Source organism: Leptolyngbya sp. Heron Island J (assembly GCF_000482245.1).
Classification (GTDB): Bacteria; Cyanobacteriota; Cyanobacteriia; order Phormidesmidales; family Phormidesmidaceae; genus Leptothoe.
The window spans coordinates 1-13977 of record NZ_AWNH01000113.1 but is presented as its reverse complement, the minus strand read 5'-3'; the positions used below and the strand labels follow the sequence as shown (position 1 = coordinate 13977).

Genomic DNA, 13977 nt, shown 5'->3' with positions numbered 1-13977 from the left:
TGCTTTATGAAAGACGAAAGAGTTCAACTCACTCTGCCGAAGCGTTTTAGGTCTGTTCTGGATAAGTTATCAATTCCATTGGAGATGACTCATACCGAGTTTGTGAAATGGCTCATCGATAGCTACAACGCACGAGACTTAGCATTTATCCCCACCGTCACGGCTCAATCAGTGATACCTGTTCAGCCCCCTTCCCTGGTTCAACCTTACGCTCAATCGTTGGTAACTGATGGGTCACTCACTCCTGATATCCAGGTTGATGAATCTGAGTTTGATGATGATTTTTGATAGCTCTCACAGCAGAAGTCTTCATCCATGATCGATGCTGCACTCCTAATACCTTGAACCATGTTTGATACTTTATCCGACGCTAATTACAGTGCTGCGAACGCTGGTAGTGATTTTCTTGGGGCTGCAAAAGAAGCTATCAAACGGGAGTTTCCAGATGCCAGCCACGATGCTAAAGCGACTGCCTCTGCGAACCTGGCCTTATCGATGGCAATTGAGCACCTGTCAATAAGTGTTGCCGGGCGAGTTGAGAATAGTCCCCTTTCGGCAGCTCTCCTCAAGTTTGTTCAAGGTGAAAATTCGTCACTGTATTAGAACTCACCTCCAGGGAGCGCCCCTGGCCGATGGGCTCTTCTTAGCACATCAAAGAGGCCATCGGCGGCTACCGATGACCTCGGCTTTAATCCCTAACAACGACGAAAGGAATTACCTATGACTTTATCAAAAACAAGTATCGGGACACCGACTGCCGATGCTTCAGTCAATACGCTTTCTCTGAAAAAGAAGTTCGCTCACGTCAAAAGCCAGCTTCTTACTCTTCGAGCACACGTAAGGACATACCTGGCGATGGTGCCTGAACCAATTACTCAGCGGTTGAGTGCAGTTATCGATATTGCAGATGAAACAGAAATTAGCGAGCTACTCAAGTGGGCGTGTCTTACTTTTTTGCTGGGATGGCTTTTTATGGTGGTGAGCGTCTTAGCACCTCTGCTTATTGTGAGTACTCGTTCGATTGCGCTGGTGTTGGTAGTGATTGCAGTATTTCATTTTTGTCGATGGGCATGGACTGAGCTGGACGCTAAGCTTACTCGGTAATTTCAAGAGTCAGTTCATGTGAGGTCATGGAAACGCTGTGACCTCATCTATTTATTTACGGAGAAAAGCTATGCTGCCCCTTAATATTCAGCTCACTTGGTATACATCGCTGGAAGATGCTGACGCCGAGTGCAACTTACAGCGTGGTAGCACCACTATCCATTAGTCTGTTAAGACTGGCAGTGGAACTGAGCGCGACTTCTTGTCCGTTTCTCTGGCGATTTGACGTTTGACTCTGAAAAAATATCAAAAAACATAGGATGTGGGATAACGTTATCCCACATCCTATGTTAAACTTTCCGCGTTGAACTCGCCAATCATTATGCAAACTAGACTGGCTTTACTGTCGAATGCTGGGGGAAGTGGGAAAACGACGTTGGCGACCCATCTTGCATATACTCTTGGTGCCAAAGGCTTATCAGTTCTCATCATTGACCTTGACCCGCAAGGTTCGGTAAGTCTCTTTTGTGGCCTTGATGACCCCGAAGAAGATCAGACTCTTTCTGCTGTCCTCCGTGATGATTTTGATGGCAACTGGCCTCTTATATCTCTGTGGTCTGATCGCGTAAAAAATGTACAGGCTATAAGAGGCGATCTTAATCTTGTGCAGTCCCAGAACGAGCTGGTGTTGAATGCTCGTGGAGCATATCTGTTAGCAGACCGTCTCCAGGATTTTCCGGTAGAGCACGACGTTATCATTTTTGATTGTCCTGCCACCTTGGGTGCCTTACCTCAAATTGCGATCTCAGCATCGACGCATCTTCTGGTACCTCTGCAAGTAGAACCAAAGTCAACTTCAGGAGCAGGGAAATTGTTGGAGTGGTTCTACTCTACAGTTCGCCAATTACGACTTAAGCCTGAGCCTGAATTACTTGGTATTGTCCCTAATCAATATGATCAACGGATTGCTATCCATCGAAATATTCTTGAAGAGCTTACCCCTCAGCTTGAGGAGTTAGGAATTAATTACTTCACGCCCATTCGCTTTTCAAGTGAATTTAAGAATGCAAGTGCTCGTGGGTTGCCTCTCCATGCAGTGCGACCAGGACATTCAGCATGTAAAGATTTTGAACCCATTACCGACGCTATTCTTTCTGCAGTAGGAGCTGTTGCACATGCCTAAAGCTGGACAAGGGACAGTAATGAAAGCTTTTGCTGGTGCAACCAATGCAAAGCAGGTGTATGAGCTTGAGTCAGAGGTTGAGCGTTTAAAGCAGGAAATTGAGGCACTACGCGAGCAAGGCAAGGACGATACAGAAGCCCAGCTTACAGAATTACGTCAGCAGCTTTCTCAAGGTGGTGTTGTAGACGTACCTCTTAATCAGATTGAACGTAACCCTGACCAACCTCGACAAACTTTTTCTGAAGAAAGCATCGCAGGGATGACACTTTCCCTGAAGTTAGAAGGGCAGCAGGAACCGATTATTCTGATCGCACGGTCAGAGGGTGGTTTCTTTATCTTTGATGGTGAGCGTCGCTGGCGAGGTGCTCAGCGCAATGAGTGGGAGACAATTCAAGCGGTAATTATCCCTGAGCCGGAAGAACTTCATCGTCGAGTTCTGTTGGCCAACCTTCACCGTGAAGAACTGAATGCTTTAGATATTGCTGAGGCCGTGATTCAGGAAATTCAAAGAGTCCATGGTTTCAAACCAGCAACCATACAAAAGACACTCAATACTGCTGTCAAAAGATTGGAACGGAAAAAGAAAATTTCTCAGGTGACAACAATTGTGATCGCACCTCCTGATGAACAGGAAGCTGTCCTAGAAGGTTTAGAGTTGTCAGAGACAGAATATGCTATTTTCTCAACTTTACTCGGACTCCAACTTAATCCATCATCTGTGAATGCCAATATTTTTCCTATGCTTAGCATTCAAGATGATCTCAAGCAAGCTATTCGAGAGCAGGGACTGGGTGGACTTCATGCACTCGCATTGAATCGAATAACTGCGTCTAAGCTTGATGTTACCAATGCAACGGCTCGAAAGCGACGAGCGAAACTTTTGAAGGAAGTTCTTGATAATAAGCTATCTGTTGCTCAAGTAAGGAAACAGGTAAAGACTGCACTCACTGATAAATCAGAAAGTGCGGTGAGCGAATCGCAGAAAGCGATTGCCACTATTACCAATAATCTTCAAAGACTTCCCAACCTACTAGACGATTTAAATCCTAATGAGCTTGCGGAATTAAAGAATCTGGTAGACTTGCTTGCTGATCAGGTATCTGCAAGACTCCCTGAAAATAATTAGTAGGCAAAGTTGTTTGCTCGTTGATGCCATGTAAACTATTGCTGCAATGGCTGCATGTATAACTTTTTTGCCCCCCTTATGCCTAATAAGCAATCCTTAACTCCTCCTGGTGATTACGAACAATTCTTGACGGAGACTAAGGTCGAATACGCTGTGCGCAAGTTAGGGCAGCACTGGCTGTTAATGGAGAAGTTATCCTCCTGTATTGGGATTTGGGGCTCAATATTCTGGAACGTCAAGCTACTGAAGGCTGGGGCAGTAAAGTCATTGATCGCCTGTCCAAAGACCTAAAGCGAGACTTTCCTGAGATGAAAGTTTTTCGTCGCGCAACCTTAAATATATGCGTAAGTTTGCCCAGGCGTCCCCTAATCGAGAAATTATGCAGCGATACGCTGCATAATTTCCATGGTGACATAATCAGATACTACTGGACAAGGTAAAGGAGTATGATCAGCGACTCTGGTACGCACAGAAATCTCTTGAAAATAGTTGGAGTCGAGATATTCTGGCGATTCAGATAGAGAGCAATCTTTATCAACGCTAGGGAGAAGCAGTAACGAACTTTGAGCAAACGTTACCCCAAGCCCAGTCTGATTTAGCGAGGCAGTTAATCAAAGATCCCTATAATTTTGACTTTTTATCGTTAGGAGAAGACGCCCAAGAACGAGAACTTGAGAAAGCACTGGTTGATCATATTCGTGAATTCCTCCTGGAGCTAGGAGTAGGTTTTGCCTTTATGGGCAGTCAATATCATATTGAAGTTGATGGTGACGACTACTATATCGATTTGCTGTTCTATCATGTCCAGCTACGCTGTTATGTTGTAATCGATCTCAAGGTTACTGAATTTAGGCCGGAGTACTTTGGGAAGATGAACTTCTACGTCTCGGCAGTTGATGTCATGCTTCGCCATGCCGACGATAACCCCACTATCGGCCTTGTGTTGTGTCGTTCCAGCAAAAAGACAACAGCAGAGTATGCTTTCGCAACGTCAGTACACCTATTGCTGTGGCCACACATCGCCTACCTGAGAAACTTAGACAGAGTCTATCCACTATTGAGCAACTAGAGATGGAAATTGATACGGTTATCAAAGAGATAACCGCACAAACCTTTGGAGCCGAAAAGACTGAACCGTTTTCCGAGGATATGTAATGGACTTAGTAAAAAGGATCAATGGTAATATTCATATCCAGTAATTCTGAAAAGTAACCTTGTGTGTGAATCTATCTACTTGTCTTTCCCGAGAATTCATATCTGTCATCTCAAGTATTAGAAATAACGGTTTAAATCTTACTGAACACAGGTGCTTATAAAAACTAACCTTATTAACTTCTCAGTGACTTAGTTAGTGGCGTATAGGTCTGTATCTAAATCCTCTCGAAAGTAAGTTAATTCGCCAAGCTAATTACTAGCAGAACAGTAATTAGTCTGGGCCTTCATCGATATCGCTTTCAACAATGCAGTAATAGCTATCAGCGGTGAACCAGGCGTTCAGCCGCCAATATCCTCTTTTCCAAGTTCCAGCTTAGAAAAATAAAGAAACTCTACCATCTCCCTAACAATTTTTTCATTACGAGCAACAAACTTACTATTTGCCTGAATATTTAAGCTGATTGTGACCTTTGTGATTTCCATATAACAGCTTCGCTTTAATTACCCTAAGAAGCTTAGCCGCGCCCCATGCCAGGGCAAATGAGAACTAACCCTCTCATGAATGAGATTAACCGAATTCATGAGAGGGTTAGTTCTAGGGTGTATGTTAGCTCCTAGCTCACCTCTTTATCCATCACCTTGTCAAATCTCCTACAGCTATAGTGCCTAGCTCCACCTAACTTAGCTTTGTCCCTGTACTCTGAGCTAGCCTATAGAGTCTGTAGAGAAGACAATCCATTCTAGAACTTTTTGAATGGTGAGCAACTTCGTCCCAGCTTCAGTCCTTACCCATGAATGAACTCCGCATTCAAACCTACCTCAACTTAATCGAACAACTTTTAAACTGCCCTGATGCTCAAGGGCCAGAAATTTTGCAAACCCATCAAGAATTACTTGACCAAGGCTTGCTCCAGGTCATGAATGAGGTAGCAAAACAACTCCAAAAGCAAGGGAATGAAACGAGTGCTACTTGGTTGCTAAACCTAGCCATGCAACTGACTGAAGGCATATTATCAAAATCCCTGGATAGTCGCTCTTTTTTTGTGGAAGTGATTCTATGCATAATTAAAAACCCATCTCCAAGAGAGCCTGTCTACCGTTTACTAGAGGCTAATCTGTCAAAGCTTAACGCTGACCTAGTAGCTGTATTACCTGAATTCGCATCAGAACTACTCGCAAATGATGACAGTAGTAAAACGATGAATGCCATTGGAAACTTTGGAGCCTTGATTGGCGGTTTTTCGCAGGGTGAACGAGCAATCAATCTAGATTTGTCTGTTGTAGCATTCGAGCAGTGTCTGCAAGCGCGTCAACTCCCTATTGAACGAGCTGTGATGACTCATAATCTAGCATTAGCTTACTTTGAACGTATTTTGGGAAATCGCGCAGAGAATCTAGAAAAAGCTATTGAGATTTCTCAGCAGTGCTTATTAGAAATTCTTGGCAATGAAGCTCAGTATTTTGAGGAAGATATTGATATTGCAAACAGGCTATGGCTCAGCGCAATTCAAAACTTGGTAAATGCTCATAAAGATCGCGTTTTAATCGAACAACTTTCGAAATACCCTGATGGCCAAGTTCAAGAGAGTCTGCAAGCCCATCAAGAATTAATTTGCCAAGGCTTTCTCCAGAACATATCCGATGTAGCAAAACAACTCCGACAGCAAGGGAATGAAACGAGAGCCACTTGGTTGCTTAATTTGGCCTTTCAACTGGCCGAAGACGCAGATATGGGGTCAAGGGTATCTCTCCGATCTGAGCCTGATGCAGTATCCCTAGATAGTCGCTCCTTTTTTGCGGAAGTGATTTTATGCATACTTGAAAACCCATTTTCAAAAGAGCCTGTCTACCGTTTACTAGAGGCTAATTTATCGAACCTTAACGCTGACCTAGTAGCTGTATTACCTGAAGTCGCATCAGAACTACTAGTAGACGATGACAACGGTAAAGTGATGACCGCTATTGGAATCTTTGGAGACTTGATTAATAGTTTTTCTCAAGGTGAACGAGGAATCAATCTAGATTTGTCTGTTATAGCATTCGAGCAGTGTCTGCAAGCGAGTCAACTTCCTATTGAACGAGCTATAGCGGCTTCTAATCTAGCATCAGTCTACTATGAACGTACTTTGGGAAATCGTGCAGAGAATCTAGAAAAAGCTATTAAGATTTCTCAGCAGTGCTTATTAGAAATGCTTGGTAATAAAGCTCAGTATTTTGAGAAAGATCTTGCAACTCGGCTATGGTTCAGTGCAATGCAAACCTTGGCAAATGCCTATGCAGATCGCGTTTACGGAGATCCGTTGATAAACCAGGATTCTGCGATCACATTCTACGAACAATGTTTAGAAATACTTACGCGCGACACTATGCCCCTTCAGTGGGCAAAAGCAAAAGTTAATCTAGCGACGATTTACACCGAACGCATTCACGGAGATCGGTCGGACCAGGAATATGCGATCACACTCTACGAGCAATGTTTGGAAGTGTTTACGCGCGACACTATGCCTGCTGAATGGGCACAGGCAACAAGTGGTTTGGCAACTGTTTACAGTGAACGCATCGGTGGAGAAAGTCAGAAAGCGAACCAGGAACATGCGATCACACTTTATACGCAGTGCCTAGAGGTCTACACTTTCAACGATATGCCCATCAAGTGGGCGCAGACAAAGTACAGCATTGCAAGGATTTATAAGATACGTACATGTGGAGATTGGTTAGAGAACCACGAACATGCCCTAATGCTCTACAGAGAGTGCTTAGAAGTGTTTAGCCCAGAGCAAACGCCTATTAGGTGGGCTCGAGTGATGGCGGGAATGGCAGGCGCTTACAAAGTACGCAGGAGCAGGAACTCAGCACAAGACTTAGAAGACTCTATTACTGCCTACCAACAAGCTTTGACAGTCTTTAGGCCGGAGTTACTGCCTAAAGACTGTCGACGAATAGCCCGTGATTTAGGAAATCTCTGTGCCGATCATCAACGCTGGGATGATGCTGTCACGAGCTATGAGGCTGCCTTGGAGGCTACTGAACTTTTGTATCAAGCGTCTCTCTCTCGCAGGAGTCAAGAATTTGAATTGTCCGAAACTGCCGATTTATTTCATCGAGCCGCCTATGCTCAAGCACGTGCCGGGAACTTCGAGCAGGCGCTTGTCACAGCTGAAATTGGCAAGGCTCGGGGACTAAGTGAGGCGCTAGAGCGTGACCGCACCGACTTGGCAGAGTTAGAAACGGATGCGCCTGAAGTTTTCAGGCAGTACAGAAATGCTGTTGATGCAATGCGTCAGCTTGAAATCGAGGAACGTCTGGCGGACAGTAATCATACAGAAGCCAATCGTCTTTCCGTTTCAGAAACTAATTTACAGCAAGCCCGCCAACAGTTAAAAAATGCAATTGACAATATTCGCCAAATCCCTAACTACGAAGACTTTACAAGCCAACCGAGCTTTGAAACTATTACAGCGGTAGTGCGGCCTTCTTGTCCATTAGTCTATTGTTTACCCACACCTAACGGTAGCCTAGTGATGGTAGTACATCAGCCTCGTATAAAAGAGGATGCAAATTACCCTGTGACTATTGACCCAATCTGGCTAGATGACCTAACAGATTGGACTCTAAAGGCGCTGTTCTCTAGTGAGATTGAAGTTATAGCGCCTGGGGTAATCTCCACTAAAGGCGACTTAACAGAAAATATATTAGAAGCATTTATCCGCAATCCTGAGGAAAGCACCACTAAATACTTCAGTGCTTATTATAAGCAAAGCACTTGGCATGACACTCTTAACCAGGTCACTCATCGGCTCTGGAAAATCCTGATGAACCCAATCATTACTCATATACAAGCTATAGGGGCTGACCAAGCAGTGCTAATTCCTATGGGATTTCTACACTTCTTCCCGCTTCACGCAGCCTGGACAGACGACATGACGACACCTACCGGTCGCCGCTATGCGCTGGATGTCGTAACTTTCACCTATGCCCCCAATGCTCGCTCCCTTAAAACCGCACGAGAGATTGCTAGCTGTGCGGGAGAGGACAATCTGTTGGCCATCAATGACCCCCATCCGACTAAGGCGAATCCTCTCCCGGGTTCTGATCGTGAGATAGAAGCTGCAGTGACCCACTTCCCACAACATCACTTGCTGAAATCTGAGGAGGCCAACCGTAACGCGGTCTTATCGGCGATTCCCCACCATGATGTACTGCACTTCTCATGTCATGGCTACGCGAAAGTCAGCAATCCTCTCGATAGTGGGTTGCTGATGGCTAATGACGAAATTGTGTCACTCCGAGATTTCTTTAACCTGCAGCTTGAAGGGATGCGCCTGGCCATTCTCTCAGCTTGTGAAACCGGCCTGTCCGGCACCGATCTTCCCGATGAAGTGATCAGTCTGCCTACTGGATTACTACAAGCTGGAGTGGCTGGCATCATCGCATCGCTATGGTCCGTAAATGATCTTAGCACCATGCTCTTGCTCGGCAAATTCTACGAACTATGGCAGACCGAAAATATAGATCCACCAGAAGCCCTGCGCCATGCACAAATTTGGCTGCGAGACAACCTTACCGAAGCCGAGGTTGCCCCTCTCCTCGGACAGCGAACTCGTAACCCGACCAACCGTCTTTTTTCTCATCCCTATCACTGGGCTGCCTTTAGCTACACTGGCGTTTAACTCTTTCTCACCTATCTTCATACATCCCATGTTCACCAATGAACAGGCGCTATCTGCTAGCCGCGCAATCCGCCCCTTACTGCCTAAGCTGATTCCAGCCCAAGCTGACCAAATCGATCAACAACTAGCCCAGCTACTGAACCAAACCGACCTGGACGAGACCACTCAGGTCGATCAACTGCTAGACGTTTTAGAGGCCTATCCTGAAACCAAAAGCTGGCTTGATCAATTCCTAGAGCTTCCTACCAATGAACGAGGATACTACGGAATTCCTGGCAATCTTGCACCTACTGCTGCTGACTGCTATGTCTGCCCTATCGGTAATGACTACACCTGGTATCGAGAAGCCAACGAAGAGATTCCTCTTTGCCCTACTCATCTCGTTCCTCTAGTGCTTGCTCCAACGTAGGATGATTTTATGACAGCAAAAGCTCTGGAAAGCTTTGGTGGCAAACTTGCAGAGCAGTGGGTCGCGACACTTCTCACTCCAGTCTTTATCTTTTGGCTGGGGAGCTTTGTCACAGCCATCCAACGCCTGGGCTGGAACACCTTAGTCATACGCTACGTGGCTTATCCCGAACCGCTCCAGCTTGCCATTAGTAGGTGCTCTGTGTATAGTTGCCGCCTCTGCCTTCGCCATACAACGTTTCGATACCCTAATTATTCGATTTTTAGAAGGTTACTGGTACCTGTGGCTTCGACCTGTTCGGCAAGCCTGCATTGCCTATTATCGTCAGTACAAACAAGTCCTCATCAAACGAAGCAACATCCTGAGAACCCTCGAAAAGGAAAACAAGGCTAGGTTTGAAGCTCGATCCCTGTCTAAGTGTTAAATCTGTGGGGGAGAAAAATATAAACGCTAAGCTTGAGAAGCCGTGGTTTGAGCAGGAGGTTGGCCAATGCTCGCCAGTATCTTCGATGCCTTCGTTGAGCAGAGCCCAATCAGCGTTATGATGCGAGGATTGATGGAACGGGTGTTTCGGCCGCAGCGATTAGATGAGATTTTTGAGACGCACGCCAAACTGCAATACACCCGTGACCTCCTATTTTCAACCCTCGTCAATCTCCTAAGCTTAGTAGTTTGTGGGATTCAGCCATCAGTCAATGCCACCTACAAGGCAAAAGCCAAAGAACTCAATGTCAATCGTAGTGCGCTCTACCATAAACTCAATGGTGTCGAACCTCAAGTCAGTGCAGCGCTGTTAAGGGAAACTGCGACCGAGTTAGGGCAATTGATTGAGCAGATGGGTGGCCAATCTGCTGCGATGATTGAGGGGTATCAAACCCGCATTGTCGATGGGAATGCCTTGGCAGCTACCGAGCACCGATTGAAGGTCCTGCAGGCAATCGCGGCCGCCCCGTTACCGGGTAAATCACTCGTCGTACTCGACCCCGCATTGCGATTGGCGGTCGATCTCTTTCCGTGTGAGGATGGTCATGCCCAAGAACGGCGGTTATTCAAGCAGGTATTAGACACGGTCAAGGCGGATCAGTTATGGATAGCTGACCGCAATATGTGCACACGAGACTTTCTCATCGGAATCGCTCAGCGACAGGCCATGTTCATTATCCGTGAGCACCAGAATTTACCCTGGGAAGCCATCAGTGACCTCAAAGCTGTCGGTCAGGCTAAAGCGGGAGAGGTTTGGGAACAAACCATTCAAATTCAGCAGGGAGAGCAAACACTCAGAGTGCGACGCATCGTGTTGCGCTTAGCCAAACCCACTCGCCATGGTGATAGAGACATTGTCTGCTTGACAAACGTACCGATAACACTTGCCACTCCAGAGTGGGTTGTACACCTCTACCGGGAACGTTGGCAAGTAGAAGGCTTGTTTTTGTCAGTCACTCAGAACTTTGATGGTGAAATCGAAACCTTAGGCTATCCTAAAGCGGCCTTGTTTAGTTTTGCTCTGGCGCTGGTCGCTTACAACATTCTGGCAACACTTAAAGCGGCCTTAGCCAGTGTGCATGGAGTTGGCAAAATTGAAGCGGCGTTGTCGGACTTCTATGTGGTCAATGAGCTACAAGGTGTTTATCGAGGCATGATGATTGCAATTCCGCCTGAGTATTGGCAGGGCTTTGCCGATATGTCGATTCCTGAGTTAGCTGATTGTTGCCAAACCTTAGCCACACAGGTGGAGCTAAAGCCGTTTCTCAAAGCGACTAGAAAGAAGAAAAAGAAGAAACCTCCACGCATTCACGATCCTAAACATCCTCATGTCTCAACCGCAAAACTTTTATCTGACGGCTAAATAACACTTAGACAGGGATCGTTTGAAGCTCTTAAAACCATCATTGAAAACCAAGGAGCTGGCGATACTCACCCCAGCTGAGCGAGATGAGTATCGCCAGCTCAACGAATGCTTTCTCACCCCTACCCAGCAAGAAACACTAGCAAGAACTCGCCTTGCGCTCCACAACTTTCCTGACAAAAAAGAATTAATGCCTACCCATCTGGGCAATATCCTGCGTACCGCCGAACGCAGACCTTTGAAAAAATATGGCTTAGATCCGATTATTTACTGGTCGCGTTTTTAGTTCCTTCTGCCCGAAGCGGCTAGAAAAGATCTTGGGTTTTTCTGCATAACCCCTCGAAAAATTATAGTCCAGAATAAGATACATTCGTCTCATACTGGGAAATACCTGACTCTTTTACTTACGAAAGCAGATAGCTACACGGTCAAAAAACACTGCATCAGGCTTTCTGGCGTCTCATAAAGTCTAAGACGATCTGAGAAACGTGTAACGAGACATGAATTGAGACACACTTATCACTACGTCTCAAAAAGTATATTTTGCGAGGCATTGTCAGGCTCTATCTGCAAGGGTTGGGACCTTGAGGATGCGGAATATTCCGTTCTTTTTGGGAATTGGAATTTCACGTAATCCCTGGTGTTTCTAATAGCTTCGGGGGCTCATCGAATCGCACGTGGACTATACCTTTTCGAGGGGATATGCAGATAACCCCCTCTTGCACTTCGGTGCACGTTGTCGGGTAAGAGGGCACACGTCGCCGTGTCCCCCTCCCCTAAGAACGGCTCGTGACAGTCATCCCATCAAGCCGCTCAAGCCTTAAGCCATTCAAAACCATATCCTCATTGTTGTGTAAATATTGATGGCAGGTATGATGAAGATGAACCAGATTCTCTTCACGTTCTCTGCCACCCTGTTTTACAGGCAACCGATGATGGGTGTGTAGAGCCTCTCCATTAAACAAGGCTTCATGACAGACTGGACATCGCCAGTTCTGGCTCTGAGCTACTTTGAAGTATTTAGAGCCTTTATCCCAATAGGTTTTCCCATATCGAGTATGGCGATGACGCCAGTAGTCTTGAAGTGCTGGGTCATCCGGTGAGGCCGTTCCTTTAACCTTGACATGGCGTTGAATCGGAATATCCGCCAGACGTATTAGCCTCAGCAGTTTTCGATTGCCCGCTCGGTCAGTGACGTTAGTGGCAAATGTCCACGCACGTCCCTTAAAGGTTTGGTAGTACTTCCTGATAATCCATCCCTTCGACTTGTTCGGATGACGCCGGCAACACCATTTCCAAAGTCCTCTCCAGAGCTGATGGTCCACGTAGCCAAACACGTCTTTACTGACACCATGTTTGTAGTAGTTGCCCCAACCTCGCAGAATGGGATTCAGGTGATGAATCACCGCCGCTGGAGAGACCGAGGCGTTTTGCTTCAACCAACTCCGTAGCCGCGCCAGGAAGGCCAACACCTTTTCCTTTTGCGGTCGGCAGAGACATTTCCCGTTGTAGTGCCGAAGCGAGAAACCCAAGAACGGAAACCCCTGTTGGATGTTCACGATTTGGGTCTTTTCCATGTTCAGCGCTAGCCCGCGTGGTTTAAGCCACGTCTGCAAGACAGGGACAATGGCTTCGATGTCTGCTCTTGTTTTCGCCGTTACCAGAAAGTCATCCGCGTAACGACAGTAGCCATAAGTTGGCGAAGTACGTTTGCGCGGAGACTGTGATTTTGCTTTTGAAGAAGGCTGGTAGGTTCGAGTTGTTGTGAATGACAGCAACAAGTCCTGCATCCCATTCAAGGCAATGTTCAACAATAAAGGTGAAAGCGGACCGCCCTGAGGCGTACCTTCGGGGGTAGCATGAAACATCTCAGCCTCTACATATCCTGCTTTGAGCCACTGCTTAATCAGCTCTCGACCTGGCACCGGGCCAATGGTGTCGAGGATAAAGCGGTGATCTACTTTGTCGAATGCACTCTTTAGATCCGCATCAAGTACCCAGGTATCACCGCCACCTTTAAGTCGTAGGAAGCACTGCTCAATGGCATCGTGACAACTACGACCAGGGCGAAAGCCATAACTGTGAGACTCGAAACGGGCCTCCCAATGAGGCTCAAGCGCATGCTTCACTATCGTCTGGGCAACTCGGTTTTCGAGGGCAGGAATGCCCAGTGGCCTGAGTTTTCCATTCGCTTTTGGAATGTAGATCCGTTTAGTCGGATGCACTTGCCAGAGAGAATGGTCTTGCAGTCGATTCACCAGTTGGACTCGTTGTTCAGAGGTTAAGGCAGTCTGGCCATCTAAGCCCGCTGTCTGTTTGCCCTGATTCTCTTGAGTCACACGCCGCACCGATAGCAGCAGGTTGGAGTAGCTCTTAAGCATCAGCTTCATCAGGCTGCGCACCCGATTCCACTGACCGTTTTGAGTAGCACGATAAATGCGGTATCTCAGGTTCCTCACCCGTTTCTTTACTTGCCCCCAGTTGATGGAGGTCCAGTGTTGAAGAGGCGTCCTTGCTCCGATGTCTGATGAGACTCTATCTTTC

The 13977-nt window shown here is 46.5% G+C and carries 15 protein-coding genes; 13 read left to right on the top strand and 2 right to left on the bottom strand.

Annotation, left to right across the window (positions count from 1 at the left end; genetic code table 11):
• The first annotated feature begins 6 nt into the window (after positions 1-6).
• The 9 genes from N836_RS70110 to N836_RS78090 all read left to right on the top strand — a co-directional run bounded on the left by N836_RS70110 (position 7) and on the right by N836_RS78090 (position 4508).
• Positions 7-288, top strand: a complete 282-nt coding sequence (locus N836_RS70110) for a hypothetical protein (protein WP_023076640.1) — start codon at positions 7-9, stop codon at positions 286-288.
• Positions 289-348: 60 nt separating this feature from the next.
• On the top strand, positions 349-603 hold the full coding sequence (locus tag N836_RS70105; protein WP_023076639.1) for a hypothetical protein: 255 nt from the start codon (positions 349-351) through the stop codon (positions 601-603).
• Between the two features lie 117 nt (positions 604-720).
• Positions 721-1104, top strand: coding sequence for a hypothetical protein (locus tag N836_RS76190; protein WP_152532301.1), 384 nt, complete (start codon positions 721-723; stop codon positions 1102-1104).
• A 322-nt stretch (positions 1105-1426) separates the two neighbouring features.
• Positions 1427-2227, top strand: coding sequence for a ParA family protein (locus N836_RS70095; RefSeq protein ID WP_023076637.1), 801 nt, complete (start codon positions 1427-1429; stop codon positions 2225-2227).
• The gene (locus tag N836_RS70090) at positions 2220-3353 is read left to right on the top strand and encodes a ParB/RepB/Spo0J family partition protein (RefSeq protein ID WP_023076636.1); all 1134 of its coding nucleotides are present in this window, start codon (positions 2220-2222) and stop codon (positions 3351-3353) included. Before N836_RS70095 ends, N836_RS70090 begins: the two co-directional genes overlap by 8 nt.
• Before the next feature lie 146 nt (positions 3354-3499).
• Positions 3500-3793: a DUF1016 N-terminal domain-containing protein gene (locus N836_RS78105; protein WP_327058739.1), complete on the top strand. Its 294-nt coding sequence runs from the start codon at positions 3500-3502 to the stop codon at positions 3791-3793.
• Positions 3775-3897 (top strand): DUF1016 N-terminal domain-containing protein, encoded by a 123-nt coding sequence (locus N836_RS78100; RefSeq protein ID WP_327058738.1) that lies wholly within the window; start codon positions 3775-3777, stop codon positions 3895-3897. The genes N836_RS78105 and N836_RS78100 overlap by 19 nt, the downstream gene beginning before the upstream one ends.
• Before the next feature lie 66 nt (positions 3898-3963).
• Entirely contained in the window at positions 3964-4422 is a 459-nt protein-coding gene (locus N836_RS78095) for a DUF1016 domain-containing protein (protein WP_327058737.1), read from the top strand.
• Complete coding sequence (locus N836_RS78090) at positions 4362-4508, top strand: hypothetical protein (protein WP_327058736.1); 147 nt, start codon at positions 4362-4364, stop codon at positions 4506-4508. The genes N836_RS78095 and N836_RS78090 overlap by 61 nt, the downstream gene beginning before the upstream one ends.
• A gap of 339 nt (positions 4509-4847) precedes the next feature.
• Here N836_RS78090 and N836_RS76815 read toward each other — a convergent pair whose 3' ends face one another.
• Positions 4848-4991 (bottom strand): hypothetical protein, encoded by a 144-nt coding sequence (locus N836_RS76815; RefSeq protein ID WP_023076633.1) that lies wholly within the window; start codon positions 4989-4991, stop codon positions 4848-4850.
• A 308-nt stretch (positions 4992-5299) separates the two neighbouring features.
• Here N836_RS76815 and N836_RS70080 point away from each other — a divergent pair, with 308 nt between their 5' ends.
• From N836_RS70080 to N836_RS77300, 4 genes are all read left to right on the top strand, one after another.
• Entirely contained in the window at positions 5300-9178 is a 3879-nt protein-coding gene (locus N836_RS70080; protein ID WP_023076632.1) for a CHAT domain-containing protein, read from the top strand.
• A 28-nt stretch (positions 9179-9206) separates the two neighbouring features.
• Positions 9207-9587: a hypothetical protein gene (locus N836_RS74025; protein WP_023076631.1), complete on the top strand. Its 381-nt coding sequence runs from the start codon at positions 9207-9209 to the stop codon at positions 9585-9587.
• Positions 9588-10077: 490 nt separating this feature from the next.
• Positions 10078-11433 carry a transposase gene (locus tag N836_RS70075; RefSeq protein ID WP_023076630.1) on the top strand — a complete coding sequence of 452 codons (1356 nt, stop codon included), beginning with the start codon at positions 10078-10080 and terminating at the stop codon, positions 11431-11433.
• A 43-nt stretch (positions 11434-11476) separates the two neighbouring features.
• On the top strand, positions 11477-11719 hold the full coding sequence (locus tag N836_RS77300; protein WP_152532300.1) for a hypothetical protein: 243 nt from the start codon (positions 11477-11479) through the stop codon (positions 11717-11719).
• 490 nt (positions 11720-12209) lie between these two features.
• Here the strand turns inward: N836_RS77300 and ltrA are convergent.
• A partial coding sequence (gene ltrA / locus N836_RS70065) for a group II intron reverse transcriptase/maturase (protein ID WP_051394655.1) occupies positions 12210-13977 on the bottom strand: 1768 nt, incomplete at its 5' end.